This is a genomic window from Labrenzia sp. PO1, assembly GCF_012273635.1.
GTDB lineage: Bacteria > Pseudomonadota > Alphaproteobacteria > Rhizobiales > Stappiaceae > Roseibium > Roseibium algicola.
Genome location: NZ_JAAXCR010000004.1, coordinates 174,499 through 187,860, shown reverse-complemented (window position 1 = coordinate 187,860; position 13,362 = coordinate 174,499). Strand labels below are relative to the sequence as shown.

General features: G+C 58.5%; 11 protein-coding genes. 5 read left to right on the top strand and 6 right to left on the bottom strand.

The genetic code is table 11. The annotated features are described in order from the left end of the window. Positions 1-187: 187 nt before the first annotated feature. Positions 188-1,627: a TrkH family potassium uptake protein gene (locus tag HCG46_RS20940; protein WP_209009562.1), complete on the top strand. Its 1,440-nt coding sequence runs from the start codon at positions 188-190 to the stop codon at positions 1,625-1,627. A 158-nt stretch (positions 1,628-1,785) separates the two neighbouring features. On the opposite strand, the gene HCG46_RS20935 is transcribed toward HCG46_RS20940, so the two are convergent. Next, positions 1,786-2,016 (bottom strand): hypothetical protein, encoded by a 231-nt coding sequence (locus HCG46_RS20935; protein ID WP_023002475.1) that lies wholly within the window; start codon positions 2,014-2,016, stop codon positions 1,786-1,788. 417 nt (positions 2,017-2,433) lie between these two features. Further along, positions 2,434-3,105 (bottom strand): YggS family pyridoxal phosphate-dependent enzyme, encoded by a 672-nt coding sequence (locus HCG46_RS20930; protein ID WP_168687292.1) that lies wholly within the window; start codon positions 3,103-3,105, stop codon positions 2,434-2,436. 260 nt (positions 3,106-3,365) lie between these two features. Between HCG46_RS20930 and HCG46_RS20925 the strand changes: the two genes are divergently transcribed. From HCG46_RS20925 to holA, 4 genes are all read left to right on the top strand, one after another. Continuing rightward, complete coding sequence (locus HCG46_RS20925) at positions 3,366-4,070, top strand: transporter substrate-binding domain-containing protein (protein ID WP_168687291.1); 705 nt, start codon at positions 3,366-3,368, stop codon at positions 4,068-4,070. 152 nt (positions 4,071-4,222) lie between these two features. Continuing rightward, positions 4,223-6,844, top strand: a complete 2,622-nt coding sequence (leuS, locus tag HCG46_RS20920) for a leucine--tRNA ligase (protein ID WP_168687290.1) — start codon at positions 4,223-4,225, stop codon at positions 6,842-6,844. Further along, positions 6,831-7,406 (top strand): hypothetical protein, encoded by a 576-nt coding sequence (locus tag HCG46_RS20915; protein ID WP_031269989.1) that lies wholly within the window; start codon positions 6,831-6,833, stop codon positions 7,404-7,406. The genes leuS and HCG46_RS20915 overlap by 14 nt, the downstream gene beginning before the upstream one ends. Before the next feature lie 24 nt (positions 7,407-7,430). Beyond that, positions 7,431-8,471, top strand: coding sequence for a DNA polymerase III subunit delta (gene holA, locus HCG46_RS20910; RefSeq protein WP_055660240.1), 1,041 nt, complete (start codon positions 7,431-7,433; stop codon positions 8,469-8,471). Positions 8,472-8,729: 258 nt separating this feature from the next. On the opposite strand, the gene HCG46_RS20905 is transcribed toward holA, so the two are convergent. The 4 genes from HCG46_RS20905 to mnmG all read right to left on the bottom strand — a co-directional run bounded on the left by HCG46_RS20905 (position 8,730) and on the right by mnmG (position 13,128). Continuing rightward, positions 8,730-9,635 (bottom strand): ParB/RepB/Spo0J family partition protein, encoded by a 906-nt coding sequence (locus HCG46_RS20905; RefSeq protein ID WP_055660242.1) that lies wholly within the window; start codon positions 9,633-9,635, stop codon positions 8,730-8,732. Positions 9,636-9,741: 106 nt separating this feature from the next. Then, entirely contained in the window at positions 9,742-10,566 is an 825-nt protein-coding gene (locus HCG46_RS20900; protein WP_023002468.1) for a ParA family protein, read from the bottom strand. A 19-nt stretch (positions 10,567-10,585) separates the two neighbouring features. Continuing rightward, the gene (rsmG, locus tag HCG46_RS20895; RefSeq protein ID WP_031269986.1) at positions 10,586-11,227 is read right to left on the bottom strand and encodes a 16S rRNA (guanine(527)-N(7))-methyltransferase RsmG; all 642 of its coding nucleotides are present in this window, start codon (positions 11,225-11,227) and stop codon (positions 10,586-10,588) included. Positions 11,228-11,241: 14 nt separating this feature from the next. Continuing rightward, the gene (gene mnmG / locus HCG46_RS20890; RefSeq protein ID WP_168687289.1) at positions 11,242-13,128 is read right to left on the bottom strand and encodes a tRNA uridine-5-carboxymethylaminomethyl(34) synthesis enzyme MnmG; all 1,887 of its coding nucleotides are present in this window, start codon (positions 13,126-13,128) and stop codon (positions 11,242-11,244) included. Positions 13,129-13,362: the final 234 nt, after the last annotated feature.

Here is a 13,362-nt window from a genome sequence, read left to right as displayed (position 1 = left end):
GCATAGGTGTGTTTTAGAAGCAGTTTTGCCGATCGCCCGCAGACCAACCAGCCTGCCGGTCATTCCAGGCGATTGGCAGGCTCAAATTCCGTTGGCCTTGCTTTTTGCGGTGCACAGGCAGATAACGACAGTCTTTTGACACACACGCCTGCTGTCCTGACAGCCGACCGTTGCGGACGTCCAGTCTATGAATTATCGCGCCATTGCTTTGCCAATCGGACGATTGCTCATCCTGATTTCAGTTCTGATGATCGTTCCGGGTATCGCGGATGTGTTCTCCAGAAACTCGGACTGGCAGGTCTTTCTGGTATCGGCCCTGGTTCTTGGAACCGCGGGCTTGCTCATGACCATGGCTTTCCAGGGAGAACAGCCGCCGAGCCACTTTCGCGAAGCGATCCTGTTCGTCAACGCCGCCTGGTTCACCTTCTCCTTTGCCGGCGCTGTACCCTTCTACTTCAGCGGCCTCGGCATCAGTTTCACCGACGCCTTCTTCGAGACCGCCTCCGGCCTGACCACAACCGGTTCGACAATCCTGACGGGTCTCGACACTCTGCCGCCGGGCATTTTGCTGTGGCGGGCGCTGCTGCAATGGGTTGGCGGCATTGGCGTGGTTGCCATCGGGATCTGGCTTCTGCCGGGCTTGCGCGTTGGTGGCAGCCAGCTCTTCGCGCTGGAATCGTCTGAAAATACCAGCAAGCCCTATGGTCATGTCGGCCCATTCGTCTACCGGCTGCTGGCCCTTTATGCCGGACTGTCGATTGCCTGCGCCACGCTCTACCTTCTGTGTGGAATGACCTTTTTCGAAGCGGTGATCCATTCCATGACCACCGTCTCGACAGGAGGCTTCTCCACGTCCGACCAGTCCTTCGGCCAATTCGACGGCCTCGCTGTTTACTGGGTCGCCTCGGTGTTCATGCTGGGATCCGCCGTGCCGTTCCTCTATCTGATCCGGAGTATCGAGCGACGGCATTGGGTAAAAGACGTCCAGATCATGCTGCTGCTTGCCATTGTCGCCGCAGCTTCGATCAGCGTGTTCCTGTTCGAGCGGTTCATCGGACATGACACGCCGTTCCAGATGTTCACATTCGCGGTCTTCAACGTGGTTTCGGTTATCACCACCACCGGCTATGCCGCCAACGACTACCTGCAGTTCGGTCCGCCCGTGATCGCGATTTTCTTCGTGCTGACGTTCTTCGGCGGCTGCAGCGGATCCACGTCCGGAGGCTTCAAGATGTTCCGGATCGCAATTCTGGGCAGTTACATCCAGGGCCTGTTCCGACGGATGATCCGGCCACACCGGGTGGTCGAGCCGAAATACCAGGGCCGGGCCGTGTCAAATCCGGTTCTGGAAGGTGTGCTTGTCTTCGCCGTTCTTTATGCAGGCGCTTTTGCGGCGTTCTCGCTGATCTACATGATGCTCGGTCTTGATCTCGAGACGGCGCTCAGCGCCTCCATCACAGCCCTTGCGAATGTTGGTCCTGGCGTTGGCGATACCATTGGTCCGTCCGGTACGTTCCAGTCCCTACCGGATCTCGCCAAATGGTTTCTGGCGGTTCAGATGATCCTCGGTCGACTGGAAATCCTGGCAGGTATCCTGCTCCTGACGCCGGATTTCTGGCTGGACTGAAGCCTGACCCGACCGGGTTGGCTCAATTGTTCGAGTAAAGTTCGAAAGTCCCTTCAAAACGGAAAACCACCGCCGGCGTGACCTTACCGACGGTGGTCTTGTTCGGGCAATCTGGCTGCTGACGCAGCCGACGGGGGGTTTGATTGCCCGAAGCCCGGTTACGGCTGGACGGAGGAGAACTCTTCCGGATCCAGAAGGCTGTCCTGATTGCTGTCAGCCGCGTTGAATGCATCTTCGGAAAGGGTCGGGACGGCTGCCGCGATTTCCTCGAAGCTGACATAACCGTCCTGATCGAGATCCACCGCCTCGAACGACATGCCCTGGGCAAGAGCTGCGGAAGACGCGGTAAAGGCACCGATCAGAAGAGCAGCAGTAAGACGTTTGGACATGATATGACCTCCAATGGTTTGGGTCTTGTCAGGTGTCCCGTGTGCCATTCGGCTTTGGGCTCACCTGTCGTTCCGTCCGTTCGCCAGGCCCCTGCGACCCGTCGAACCGGAACGAGACAAACACTGCGGGCCGATCGCGACCGGCAAAGGGCAGCTCTTTGAAACCTTCGCGGCAATGTTGTGTTCCGCCATGGAGATCAGCCACAGGTCGGTCAAACTACCGTCATTTTTAATGATTTTAGGCAGTTCTGGGGCTTCCGCTGGAAAAACCAGCCTGAATATCTATTTGATTTTATTTATAAATTCGAAACAAACTGGTTGAAACGGCTATCCATGCTTCGGTTCGCGACCAGTCCTGCAAACCGAAGCAATACCAGTCCCGGTCTGATTGCCGTTCCGTGAAACGGCAGGCTCTGATCAGGTGTAGTCGCGCGAGCCGAAGATGGCGGATCCGACACGCACATGCGTGGCCCCAAAGCCGACCGCGACCGGATAGTCGGAAGACATGCCCATGGAAAGCTGCTCAAGACCATTGCGGGCGGCGATTTTTTCCAGAAGCGCGAAATGTTCGCCCGGTGCTTCGTCGACCGGCGGAATGCACATCAGGCCGACAATGTTGAGCCCGACATCTTCCTTGCACTCTTTCACGAAGGCATCGACATCCTTCGGTGCGATGCCTGCCTTCTGGGGCTCTTCACCCGTGTTTACCTGAATGAAACACGGCAGATCCCTGCCCTGCTTTTCCATCTCGGCTTTCAGTGCCCTTGCGATTTTCGGCCGGTCAACCGTATGGACGACATCAAAGGTCGCGACCGCTTCCTTGGCCTTGTTGGATTGCAGCGGGCCGATCAGATGCAATTCAATACCTTCAAACTCCTCACGAAGCCCCGGCCACTTGTGCATGGCTTCCTGCACCCTGTTTTCGCCGAAAACCTGCTGACCTGCCTCAAGCACCGGGCGGATCTCGTCCGCTTCGAAGGTCTTGGAGACCGCAATCAACGTTACCGACCCTTCCGGCCTGCCAAACTCGGCTTCGGCACTTCTGATATCTGCCTGGACGTTTGCCAGTCGGTCTGCTGCGGAGGTCATCAGTTGGTCCTTCAAATTGTCAGGTGCTCTGCCGGATCGCGCGTTCCTTCTCATAGGCCCGGTCGCCCCTTGATCTCAAGTGGTCTTTGCAAAGACTCAAGCAACCTGGCGTGACTGCACAGCCGGTGAATTTTCACGCCAGGTATTCAATCAGGTTCACCTTTTCCTAGAGGTTTGCCGATAGTGTCTCGCCGCTTGCATCAAATGAAGATGGAGGGCCCGGTGTGAGGCAACTCGGTTCATTTATCTGCATACTGATGTTGTTCTGCTTTCTGTACGTTCCTGCATCGCGGAGTGAAACCTTCACGTTCGCGGTTGGCGAATGGCCGCCTTTTATTGGCGCGAAGTCACCGGGCTTCGGAAGCCACACCCAGATCGTCAGGCGGGTAATCGAACAAGCCGGGCATCAGGCGAAATTCGACTTTCTGCCCTGGCAGCGATCGTACCAGATGGTCAGGAACGGGACTTACGCCGCAACCTTTTCCTGGTCCTACACGGATGAACGAAGCGAGGAATTCTATTTTCCCGAACGACCCGTCGGACTGGCAACCTACGTACATTTTTACAAGAAAGACCGGTTTCCGGACGGCATCGGGCCACTGAGCTTCGATGATCTTCGCAAGGAAGGGCTCTCCGTGGTTGCGGTCAGAAACTACTGGTATGAAGACATGCTGGAGGCTGCGGGTGTCACTGTTGAATATGTGTCGACGGAACAGCTTGCCTGGTCGATGCTTCTGCACGAACGGGCCGATGTCTATATGGAGAGCACGGAAGTCGGCATGATCCGGAAGGCCGTGTTCCTGGGTGACGAAGCAAGCCTGCTCGTTCACTCCCCCACCTTCCTGGAAGTGCCCATGTATCCCATGTTCAGCAGGAAACACCCGGACGGGCGGCGCCTGTTGGAAATCTGGGAAGCTTCAAGCCCGCCTGATCCCGAAACAACGCCGGAAGCGGCCATCCGATAGCTTTACGAATGCGGCGTTGCGAAATAAACAGGCATCTGCAAGATCAATCTCTTCTCACATGTTGACCCCGGACGCGATTTCTGGTGACAGTCCGGCAGTCAATCTTTCAGGAAATCCGCCGGATCCGGCGGCAAGAACAAACGGCACATTTGATGGCAACGGAACGGTACAATGCGCGCGAAGTCGAAGCGCGCTGGCAAAAGGTCTGGAACGACAAGGACGTCTTCGTCACCCACAACGACGATCCCCGCGACAAATACTATGTCCTTGAAATGTTCCCCTATCCGTCCGGCCGCATCCACATGGGCCATGTGCGCAACTACGCCATGGGCGATGTTGTTGCCCGTTACAAGCGCGCCAAGGGCTTCAACGTCCTGCATCCAATGGGCTGGGACGCTTTCGGCATGCCGGCGGAAAACGCGGCCATGCAGAACAAGGTTCATCCCAAGGACTGGACCTACGAAAACATCGCTACCATGCGCGACCAGCTCAAGATCATGGGCCTGTCGCTGGACTGGAGCCGGGAATTCGCGACTTGCGACGTCGCCTATTACACCCAGCAGCAGCGGCTTTTCCTGAAGTTCCTGGAGGCCGGCCTCGTCTACCGCAAGAACGCCAAGGTCAACTGGGACCCGGTCGACATGACGGTTCTGGCCAACGAACAGGTAATCGACGGTCGCGGCTGGCGCTCCGGCGCTCTGGTTGAGCAGCGCGAGTTGACCCAATGGTTCTTCAAGATTTCCGATTACTCGGAAGACCTGCTGGAGGCGATCGACACGCTCGACCGCTGGCCGGACAAGGTGCGCCTGATGCAGAAGAACTGGATCGGCCGCTCCGAAGGCCTGCGTGTGCGCTTCGAGTTCACCGAGGCTGCGCCCACCGGCGACAAGACGCTGGAAATCTTCACCACCCGTCCGGACACGCTGTTCGGTGCGTCCTTCATGGGCCTGTCGCCGGATCATCCGATCTCGACCAAGCTGGCGGAAAGCAATCCGGAGCTGAAAGCCTTCATCGAAGAGTGCCGCCGGGTCGGTACATCCGAAGAAGCAATTGAAAAGGCAGAGAAAAAAGGCCTCGATACCGGTCTGCGCGTCAAGCACCCGCTGGATGCCTCCATCGAGCTGCCGGTATATGTCGCCAACTTCATCCTGATGGACTATGGCACCGGCGCCATCTTTGCCTGCCCGGCACATGACCAGCGCGACCTGGACTTCGCCCGCAAATACGGCCTGCCTGTCACGCCCGTCGTGCTGCCGAAGGATGCCGATCCGGCAACCTTTGATGTAGCCGACGAGGCTTTCACCGACGACGGCACCATCTTCAACTCCGACTTCCTCAACGGCCTTTCCATTCCGGACGCCAAGGAAGCAGTGGCGAAGAAGCTGGAAGAGATCACCGTCGACGGCGCATCCCAGGCAGAACGCCAGGTGAATTACCGCCTGCGCGACTGGGGCATTTCGCGTCAGCGCTACTGGGGCTGCCCGATCCCGGTCATTCATTGCGACGATTGCGGTGTGGTACCGGAGAAGGACGAGAACCTGCCGGTCCAGCTGCCGGACGACATCAACTTCGACAAGCCCGGTAATCCGCTCGACCGTCACCCGACCTGGCGCAACACGTCCTGCCCGAAATGCGGCAAGCCTGCCCGCCGCGAATCCGACACCATGGACACCTTCGTGGACAGTTCCTGGTACTTCGCCCGCTTCACGGCGCCGGACTGCGATCAGCCGACCGACCCGGAAGCCGCCAACGGCTGGCTGCCGGTGGACCAGTATATCGGCGGTATCGAGCATGCCATCCTGCACCTGCTCTATTCCCGTTTCTTCACGCGGGCGATGCAGAAGGTCGGTGCGCTTGATCTGAAGGAGCCGTTCAAGGGCCTGTTTACACAGGGCATGGTCACCCACGAGACCTATCGCGTCGGCGAAGGTGCGAACGGGCGCTGGATTGCCCCGTCCGAAATCCGTATCGAGGATGTCGACGGCAAGCGCCGCGCGGTTCTTGTCGAAACCGGTAAGGATGTGGCCATCGGCTCCATCGAGAAGATGTCGAAGTCGAAGAAGAACACTGTCGATCCGACCGACATCATCGACACCTACGGCGCCGATACCGCCCGCTGGTTCATGCTGTCCGACAGCCCGCCGGAGCGGGACGTGATCTGGACCGAGGACGGCGTGCAAGGTGCCTGGCGTTTTGTCCAGCGCGTCTGGCGCCTGATTGGCGACATTGCCGAGAAGATCGAACCTCGTGGCGGCAAGGCACCGGAAGTCGACGGCAAGGCGCTTGATCTGCGCCGGGCCAGCCACAAGACCCTGGCGGCCGTTTCCGCCGATCTGGAAGGCCTCGGCTTCAACCGGGCCGTGGCCCGCCTCTATGAGCTGGTCAACACCATCAGCAAGGTCTTCAACGAGGGCGAAGCCGATGCCGGCACCGAATATGCCGTACGTGAAGCAGCCGACTACCTCGTGCAGATGATGGCTCCGATGATGCCGCACCTGGCAGAAGAATGCTGGTCTGCACTCGGCCATGACAATCTGATTTCGGAAGCAAGCTGGCCGCAGGCCGACGAGGCCCTGCTGTCCGACGACACCGTCACCTACCCGATCCAGATCAACGGAAAGAAACGCGGTGAACTGACGATTGCAAAAGAGGCTTCCAAAGACGAGGTCGAAGCGGCTACCTTGGCCCTCGACGCAGTCAAGAAGGCTCTTGAAGGCAAGGCGCCGAAGAAGATTATCGTGGTACCGCAAAGGATCGTGAATGTCGTTGTTTAACAACCTCTTCCAGAGCAGCGGCGCGTTGCGGCGCGCTGCCCTTTGCGCCGGACTGGCAGCTGCCATGGCTCTGGGCGGATGTCAGGTCCGCCCGCTTTACGGCAGCAGCACGGGCGACTTCGGTTCCCAGCCCTCTCCCGTAGCGGCGGAACTTGCGGCGATCGACCTGGAATCCATCTCCAGCCAGTACGCCAACGACGATGCATCGCGTGTTCTCTACAACGAGCTGACCTACCGGTTCGAACGTGGGGCCGGCTCTGGTGCCAAGAAATATCGTCTCAAGGTATTGATGGACATCGGCAGCTCGGAAGTCGGTGTCGAACAGTTCTCCGACGTGCCTTCCGCCTACACGACCACGATGAACTCGACCTTCGTCCTGAGCGATCTGGCGACCGACGAGACCCTGATGACCGGCCGGGCGTTCAAATCCGCTTCATACGACTTCTCCAACCAGCGTTTTGCCAACACCCGTGCCTATCGTGATGCTCAGGAACGTGTTGCCAAGGCAGTTGCTGACGATATCGCAGCCCGGATTGCCGGCTATTTCGCCAGCCAGTCGTAACACTGACCCCGGAGGCAAACGGCCGTGACCGTCCTCAAAGCCGCGGAGATTGACCGTTTCGTCGCCAATCCCCCGGAGGCTGGCGGCGTTGTCCTGATCTTCGGTCCGGATACCGGACTTGTATCGGAACGCGCCACCCGCCTCGTCAACAAGGCCTCCGAAGGCGAAAGCGATCCGTTCAATCTGGTCAAGCTTGATGCGTCTGATCTCGGTTCGGATCCGAATCGGCTGATCGACGAAGTTCTGACCGTTCCTCTTTTTGGTGGCCGCAGGATCGTCTGGGTGAAGGATGCTTCCTCCCGCAATCTCAATCCTGCAGTCGAACCCGTTCTGAAGCTGGACGACTGGCAGACGCTGGTGGTCCTTGAGGGCGGTGACATCAAGAAGGGCGTCGGCCTCAGAAAGCTGATCGAACCGCACAAACGCGCCGTTGCGCTGCCTTGTTATGCCGACAATGACCGGGGCATCGACCAGTTGATCGACGAGGAAACCCGCGAGGCCGGTCTTTCGGTTACCCGGGAAGCCCGGGCAGCACTGCACAGCCTGCTGGGCGGTGATCGCATGGCCAGCCGCGGTGAGCTGAAAAAACTCTGCCTCTATGCCCTCAACAAGGGCCGGATCGACAGCGAGGATGTCGAGGCTATCATCGGCGATGCATCCGCCTTCGAAATGTCGGAGCTGATTGATGCTGCAGCATCGGGAGACCTTGCCTTGCTGGACCACGGGCTGGAACGGCTCGCGGAAGCCGGCTCCAAGGCCTCGGTGATCGCCAACCAGACATTGAAGCATTTTCAACATTTGCACCGGATGCGAATCGATATCGAACAGGGCAAAAACGCCCAGGCCGTCGTCGATGGACAGCGACCGCCTATCTTCTTCTCCCGCAAGCCGAAATTCACCCAGCAGCTGCGGATCTGGTCCCTGACGGATCTGGAACGCGCCATGGACATTCTGAGCGAGGCTACACGCATTTCCCGCCTCAACGATGCCCTTGGTGTACCCGTCCTCTCCGAAGCCCTCCTGAAGCTCGGCAGAGCCGCCAGAGCGCGACAACAGCGGCGCTAACGAGCTTACCTGCTCCTCTCCCTGAGTCTCCCTGTATTCTTGGCGTTCACTCACACGCCTCCCTCATCCTGAGGAAGCGCGCAAGCGCTGTCTCGAAGGATGGACGGCAACCACCGGGACATGTGGGCCATTCTGCGAGACGGGCCTGATGACAGTCCTCAGGATGAGGGATGTTGGGATTACAGGCTGGCAAAATCAAAACAAAAAAGCCGGAGCAATAATCGCTCCGGCTCTAAAATTTAAAATAAATTCAATATCTTAGCGCGTCTCAACGCCCAGCTTCTTGCAGATCTCGTCGAGCTGTTCCAGCGACGTGTACTTGATTTTCAGGTCACCCGATTCCTTGCCCGGCTTGTGGCCGACGGTGACTTTCAGACCGAGCGTGTCGGTGAGGCGCTTTTCCAGAGCCTTGGTGTCGGCGTCCTTCGGGGCCTTCTCGGTCGGGGTCTTCTGGCCCATCAGTTTGGCGAGAGCATCCGGGTCCTGGGCGATCTTTTCGGTCTCGCGGACGCTGAGGCCTTTTTCGACGATCAGATCGGCAAGTGCGCTCGGGTCCTCGATTGTGATCAGCGCCCGGGCATGACCGGCCGTGAGCAGGCCTTCGTGCAGATAGTCCTTTACCGAATTCGGCAGCTTCAGCAGTCGCATGGTGTTGGCCACGTGGCTACGGCTCTTGCCGATCACCTTGGCGAGTTCGCCCTGGCTGTAGCTAAACTCGGCGGTGAGCTGCTCATAGCCCATCGCTTCTTCGATCGGGTTGAGATCGGCACGCTGGACGTTCTCGATAATGGCGAGCTCAAGCGCTTCCTGATCGGTAACGTCCCGAATGATGATCGGTGCTTCGTGCAGCCCGGCCCGCTGTGCGGCCCGCCAGCGGCGCTCGCCGGCGATGATCTCGAAACGATTGGCCTTCCCTGCTGCCGGACGTACCAGGATCGGCTGGACGATGCCTTTTGCCTTCAGGGACTCGGAAAGATCTGCCAGGTCTTTCTCGGTGAAGGTTTTGCGCGGGTTGCGCGGGTTGGGCTCCAGATGTTCGATCGGCACCCTGCGGGAGTCGCGAATGATCTTTTCCGGCGGTGCGGCCGCTTCGGGAGCCGAATCCCCGATCAGCGCCGCCAAACCACGGCCCAAACGCTTGTTCTTGACGTCTCTTTCCGCCATACCGCACCTTTTTCTTTTTATATTTCAATAGGATATAGCATGGCGACTGTGCCTCTTCGCCGCCATGCATCAAGGCTCGCCAAAACGGAGCCGAATCGATCGGGCTTTATGCCGCGACGCGTCGCAGTTCGCGCTCACGCTGGATGATTTCAGAAGCAAGCCGCAGATAGGCCTGGCTGCCGGCGCATTTCAAATCGTAAAGCAGCGCCGGCTTACCATAGGACGGAGCTTCCGAAATACGAACGTTGCGCGGAATGATCGTTTCGTAAACCGCATCACCCATGGTTTCGCGCACATCGGCGACCACCTGGCTGGAGAGGTTGTTGCGGCTGTCATACATGGTCAGAACGATGCCATGGATGCTGAGTTCAGGATTAAGCGCGTTCTTGACCTGCTCAACCGTGCTGAGCAACTGGCTGAGACCTTCAAGCGCGAAGAACTCGCATTGCAGCGGCACCAGGATGGAGTGCGACGCAGACAAGGCATTGATCGTCAGCAGGTTCAGTGACGGCGGACAGTCGACAAGCACATAGGTAAAGCCGATCTCCTGGAACAGACGCGAATGGGTCAGGTTTTCGATGGCACTGCGCAGGCGGAACGCCCGGTCACCCGTGGAGGCGATTTCCAGCTCGAGGCCCAGCAGATCCATTGTGGACGGCGCCACCCAAAGACGCTGCACCGCCGTTTCGCGAACGGCCTCTGCAAGGGAGCAGTCGCCGCTCAGAACTTCATATGTCGACAGACCACGGTCGCGATGCTCGATACCCAGACCCGTTGAAGCGTTACCCTGCGGGTCAAGGTCAATCACCAGAACTTTTTCGCCAATCGCCGCAAGCGCCGTGCCGAGGTTAATGGCGGTCGTGGTTTTGCCCACCCCGCCCTTCTGATTCGCTAGCGCGAGAACGCGCGGCATTTCGGGAAGCATGCTCATTGCTACAACACCTTCCTGGCTACTCCGGCCGGGCTGAAATATTCGAGAAAAGAAGCATCCGGCTCATTGGATCAACAAGACTGTCTTTTTCTATCATGTCGAACTGCCAACGGGCAGTAGCTTCGTTAACTTCTCGCTGAAAATCCTGACCTTTGTGGAAAACAGCCTTTGCGCCGGCTGCCGTAAACGGCTCTGAAAGCTGAAAAAGCAGATCCAGCGACGCCAAAGCGCGCGCAGAAACAGCGTCCACCTGACCATGCTTCCAATCTTTCGCAACCGATTCGATCCGGCCAGGATGCACTGTCCCCTTGGACCCTGTCTCCCTCAAGGCCGTTCTGAGAAATGCCACCTTGCGCTGGTTGCTCTCGATCATGTGCACATGTGCGTCCGGCTCATCGGCGAGCAGGATTGCGGTCACCACACCGGGAAACCCGCCGCCGCTGCCGATGTCAACCCAGGTCCGCGCTTCCGGATAACACCACTGGGTTTGCAGGCTATCCGCCACGTGACGGGTCCAGATATCCGGGATGGTCGACGGTGCAATGAGGTTTTGCGCAGGCTGCCATTTCAGAACGAGGTCGACGTAAATCTGGAGTCTATCCAACGTTTCACGTGAAACATCCCCAAACTTATGCACAACCTGTCCAGAGGTATTCAACATCACCGGGCGGCCCATCAGGCAGCCCCTTTCTGGCTCTGGCGCTTCAGATGCGACAGGATCAGCGTGAGCGCGGCGGGTGTCATGCCATCCATGCGAGAAGCCTGGCCAAGAGTGGCCGGACGAATGTCGATCAGTTTCTGGCGCACTTCATTGGAAAGACCAATGATCGCTTCGTAGTCGAAACCATCCGGGATCGACAAGGCTTCATCGCGTTTCAAGGCTTCGATATCTGCCATCTGACGATCGAGGTAAACGGCATAAAGCGCATCTGTCGCAACCTGCTCAGCGATCGCCGGATCAATATCCTTCAGTTCGGGCCAGATGTCAGTGAGGCCCTCGAAGGTGACATTGGGATAGGACAGCAGATCGAAGGCAGACCGGCGAATGCCGTCCTGGTTTACAGGCAGGCCCTTCTTCTGAGCTTCGGAAGGCGTCACGGTCAGTCTCGTCAGAAGTTCCCGCGCAGTGGCGATCCTGGCCATCTTGTCTTCAAAGGCTTCTCTACGTGTGGTGGACACACACCCAATAGCGATACCCAAAGGGGTCAGGCGCTGGTCCGCATTATCCGCCCGCAGGGACAACCGGTACTCTGCTCGCGACGTGAACATCCGATAGGGTTCGGTGATGCCCCTGGTGATCAGGTCATCGATCATGACACCGATATATCCCTCGGACCGGTCAACCACGAACGGCGCCTTGCCGGCAGCCTTCAGAGCGGCGTTGAGCCCGGCCACAAGACCCTGTGCCCCAGCTTCCTCATACCCGGTCGTACCGTTGATCTGGCCGGCCAGGTAAAGACCAGAGCACCGCTTGGCTTCCAGTGTCGGACGCAGCTCGCGCGGGTCGACATGGTCATATTCGATCGCGTAACCCGGCTGCAGCACCACCACATCTTCCAGACCCGGAATGGTCTTCAGAAACGCTATCTGCGCATCTTCCGGCAACGATGTGGAAATGCCGTTCGGATAGACGGTGTGATCGTCCAGTCCTTCCGGCTCCAGGAAAATCTGGTGCCCGTCCCTGTCGCCGAAGCGAACGATCTTGTCTTCGATGGACGGACAATAGCGTGGCCCCCGCCCCTTGATCTCGCCTGAATACATAGCAGAGCGAGAAAGGTTCTCACGAATGATGCGATGGGTCTCGGGCGTCGTGCGTGTGATGTGGCACGGGATCTGAGGTGTCTCGATCCTGTCCGTCAGAGTAGAAAACGGAATCGGGTCGTCATCGCCCGGCTGCTCTTCCAGCCTGTCCCAGTGGATCGTCCGGCCGTCCAGCCGTGCGGGCGTACCTGTCTTGAGACGCCCAAGATCGAAGCCGATTTCCTCCAGCGATTCAGACAGCCCGAGTGCCGGCGCTTCGCCGGAGCGTCCCGCGGGTATCTTCTTGTCGCCGATATGAATGAGGCCCCGGAGAAATGTACCGCTCGTCAGCACGATGGCGCGGCAGTTGATCACCCGGCCATCGGCCAGTTCGATACCCGAAACAGAACGCTTCTCGCTGTCACCCGCAAACCGGATCTTGTGGGCTTCACCTTCAACGACGCTCAGACCTTCGACAGCGGCAATCTCACGCTGCATCGCTTCCCGGTAGAGCTTGCGATCTGCCTGCGCGCGCGGACCACGCACCGCCGGTCCCTTGCGCCGATTAAGCATGCGGAACTGTATCCCGCCCTTGTCGGCAACACGCCCCATCAATCCATCAAGCGCATCGATCTCGCGAACGAGGTGCCCCTTCCCCAGACCACCAATAGCCGGGTTACAGGACATCACACCGATGGTATCGAAGCGATGCGTGACCAGAGCAGTCGCGGCGCCAGCACGTGCCGATGCCGCTGCAGCTTCACAGCCGGCATGACCACCACCAATCACCACCACATCGAATGTCAGGTCCAGTTCGTTCATAGTCTCTACCGCTCACGAAACCCGACAGCAGAGCCTCGGGTCCGGGTTTTTCCGGTTCGGTTTTCGGGATCTTTCTCCAGCCTAGGCCAGACTATCACAGGCCGCGCAAACCGGCACTTGTTCGCCGAGACTTATACGTGTGACGCAGCTGTAGGTCAAAGCGGAATTCAGGTCAGCAGACAGATCGTCTGGTGGCGCTGGTCATTTTGCACCCAAGGCAGAGAAAATGATTCA

Bases quoted from the DNA above. Each gene is read 5' to 3' on its own strand.
- HCG46_RS20935 (WP_023002475.1), bottom strand. From the start codon at position 2,016: ATGTCCAAACGTCTTACTGCTGCTCTTCTGATCGGTGCCTTTACCGCG.
- HCG46_RS20900 (WP_023002468.1), bottom strand. From the start codon at position 10,566: ATGAGCATGCTTCCCGAAATGCCGCGCGTTCTCGCGCTAGCGAATCAG.
- HCG46_RS20930 (WP_168687292.1), bottom strand. From the start codon at position 3,105: ATGACCTCCGCAGCAGACCGACTGGCAAACGTCCAGGCAGATATCAGA.
- rsmG (WP_031269986.1), bottom strand. From the start codon at position 11,227: ATGTTGAATACCTCTGGACAGGTTGTGCATAAGTTTGGGGATGTTTCA.
- HCG46_RS20905 (WP_055660242.1), bottom strand. From the start codon at position 9,635: ATGGCGGAAAGAGACGTCAAGAACAAGCGTTTGGGCCGTGGTTTGGCG.
- HCG46_RS20915 (WP_031269989.1), top strand. From the start codon at position 6,831: ATGTCGTTGTTTAACAACCTCTTCCAGAGCAGCGGCGCGTTGCGGCGC.
- leuS (WP_168687290.1), top strand. From the start codon at position 4,223: ATGGCAACGGAACGGTACAATGCGCGCGAAGTCGAAGCGCGCTGGCAA.
- HCG46_RS20940 (WP_209009562.1), top strand. From the start codon at position 188: ATGAATTATCGCGCCATTGCTTTGCCAATCGGACGATTGCTCATCCTG.
- mnmG (WP_168687289.1), bottom strand. From the start codon at position 13,128: ATGAACGAACTGGACCTGACATTCGATGTGGTGGTGATTGGTGGTGGT.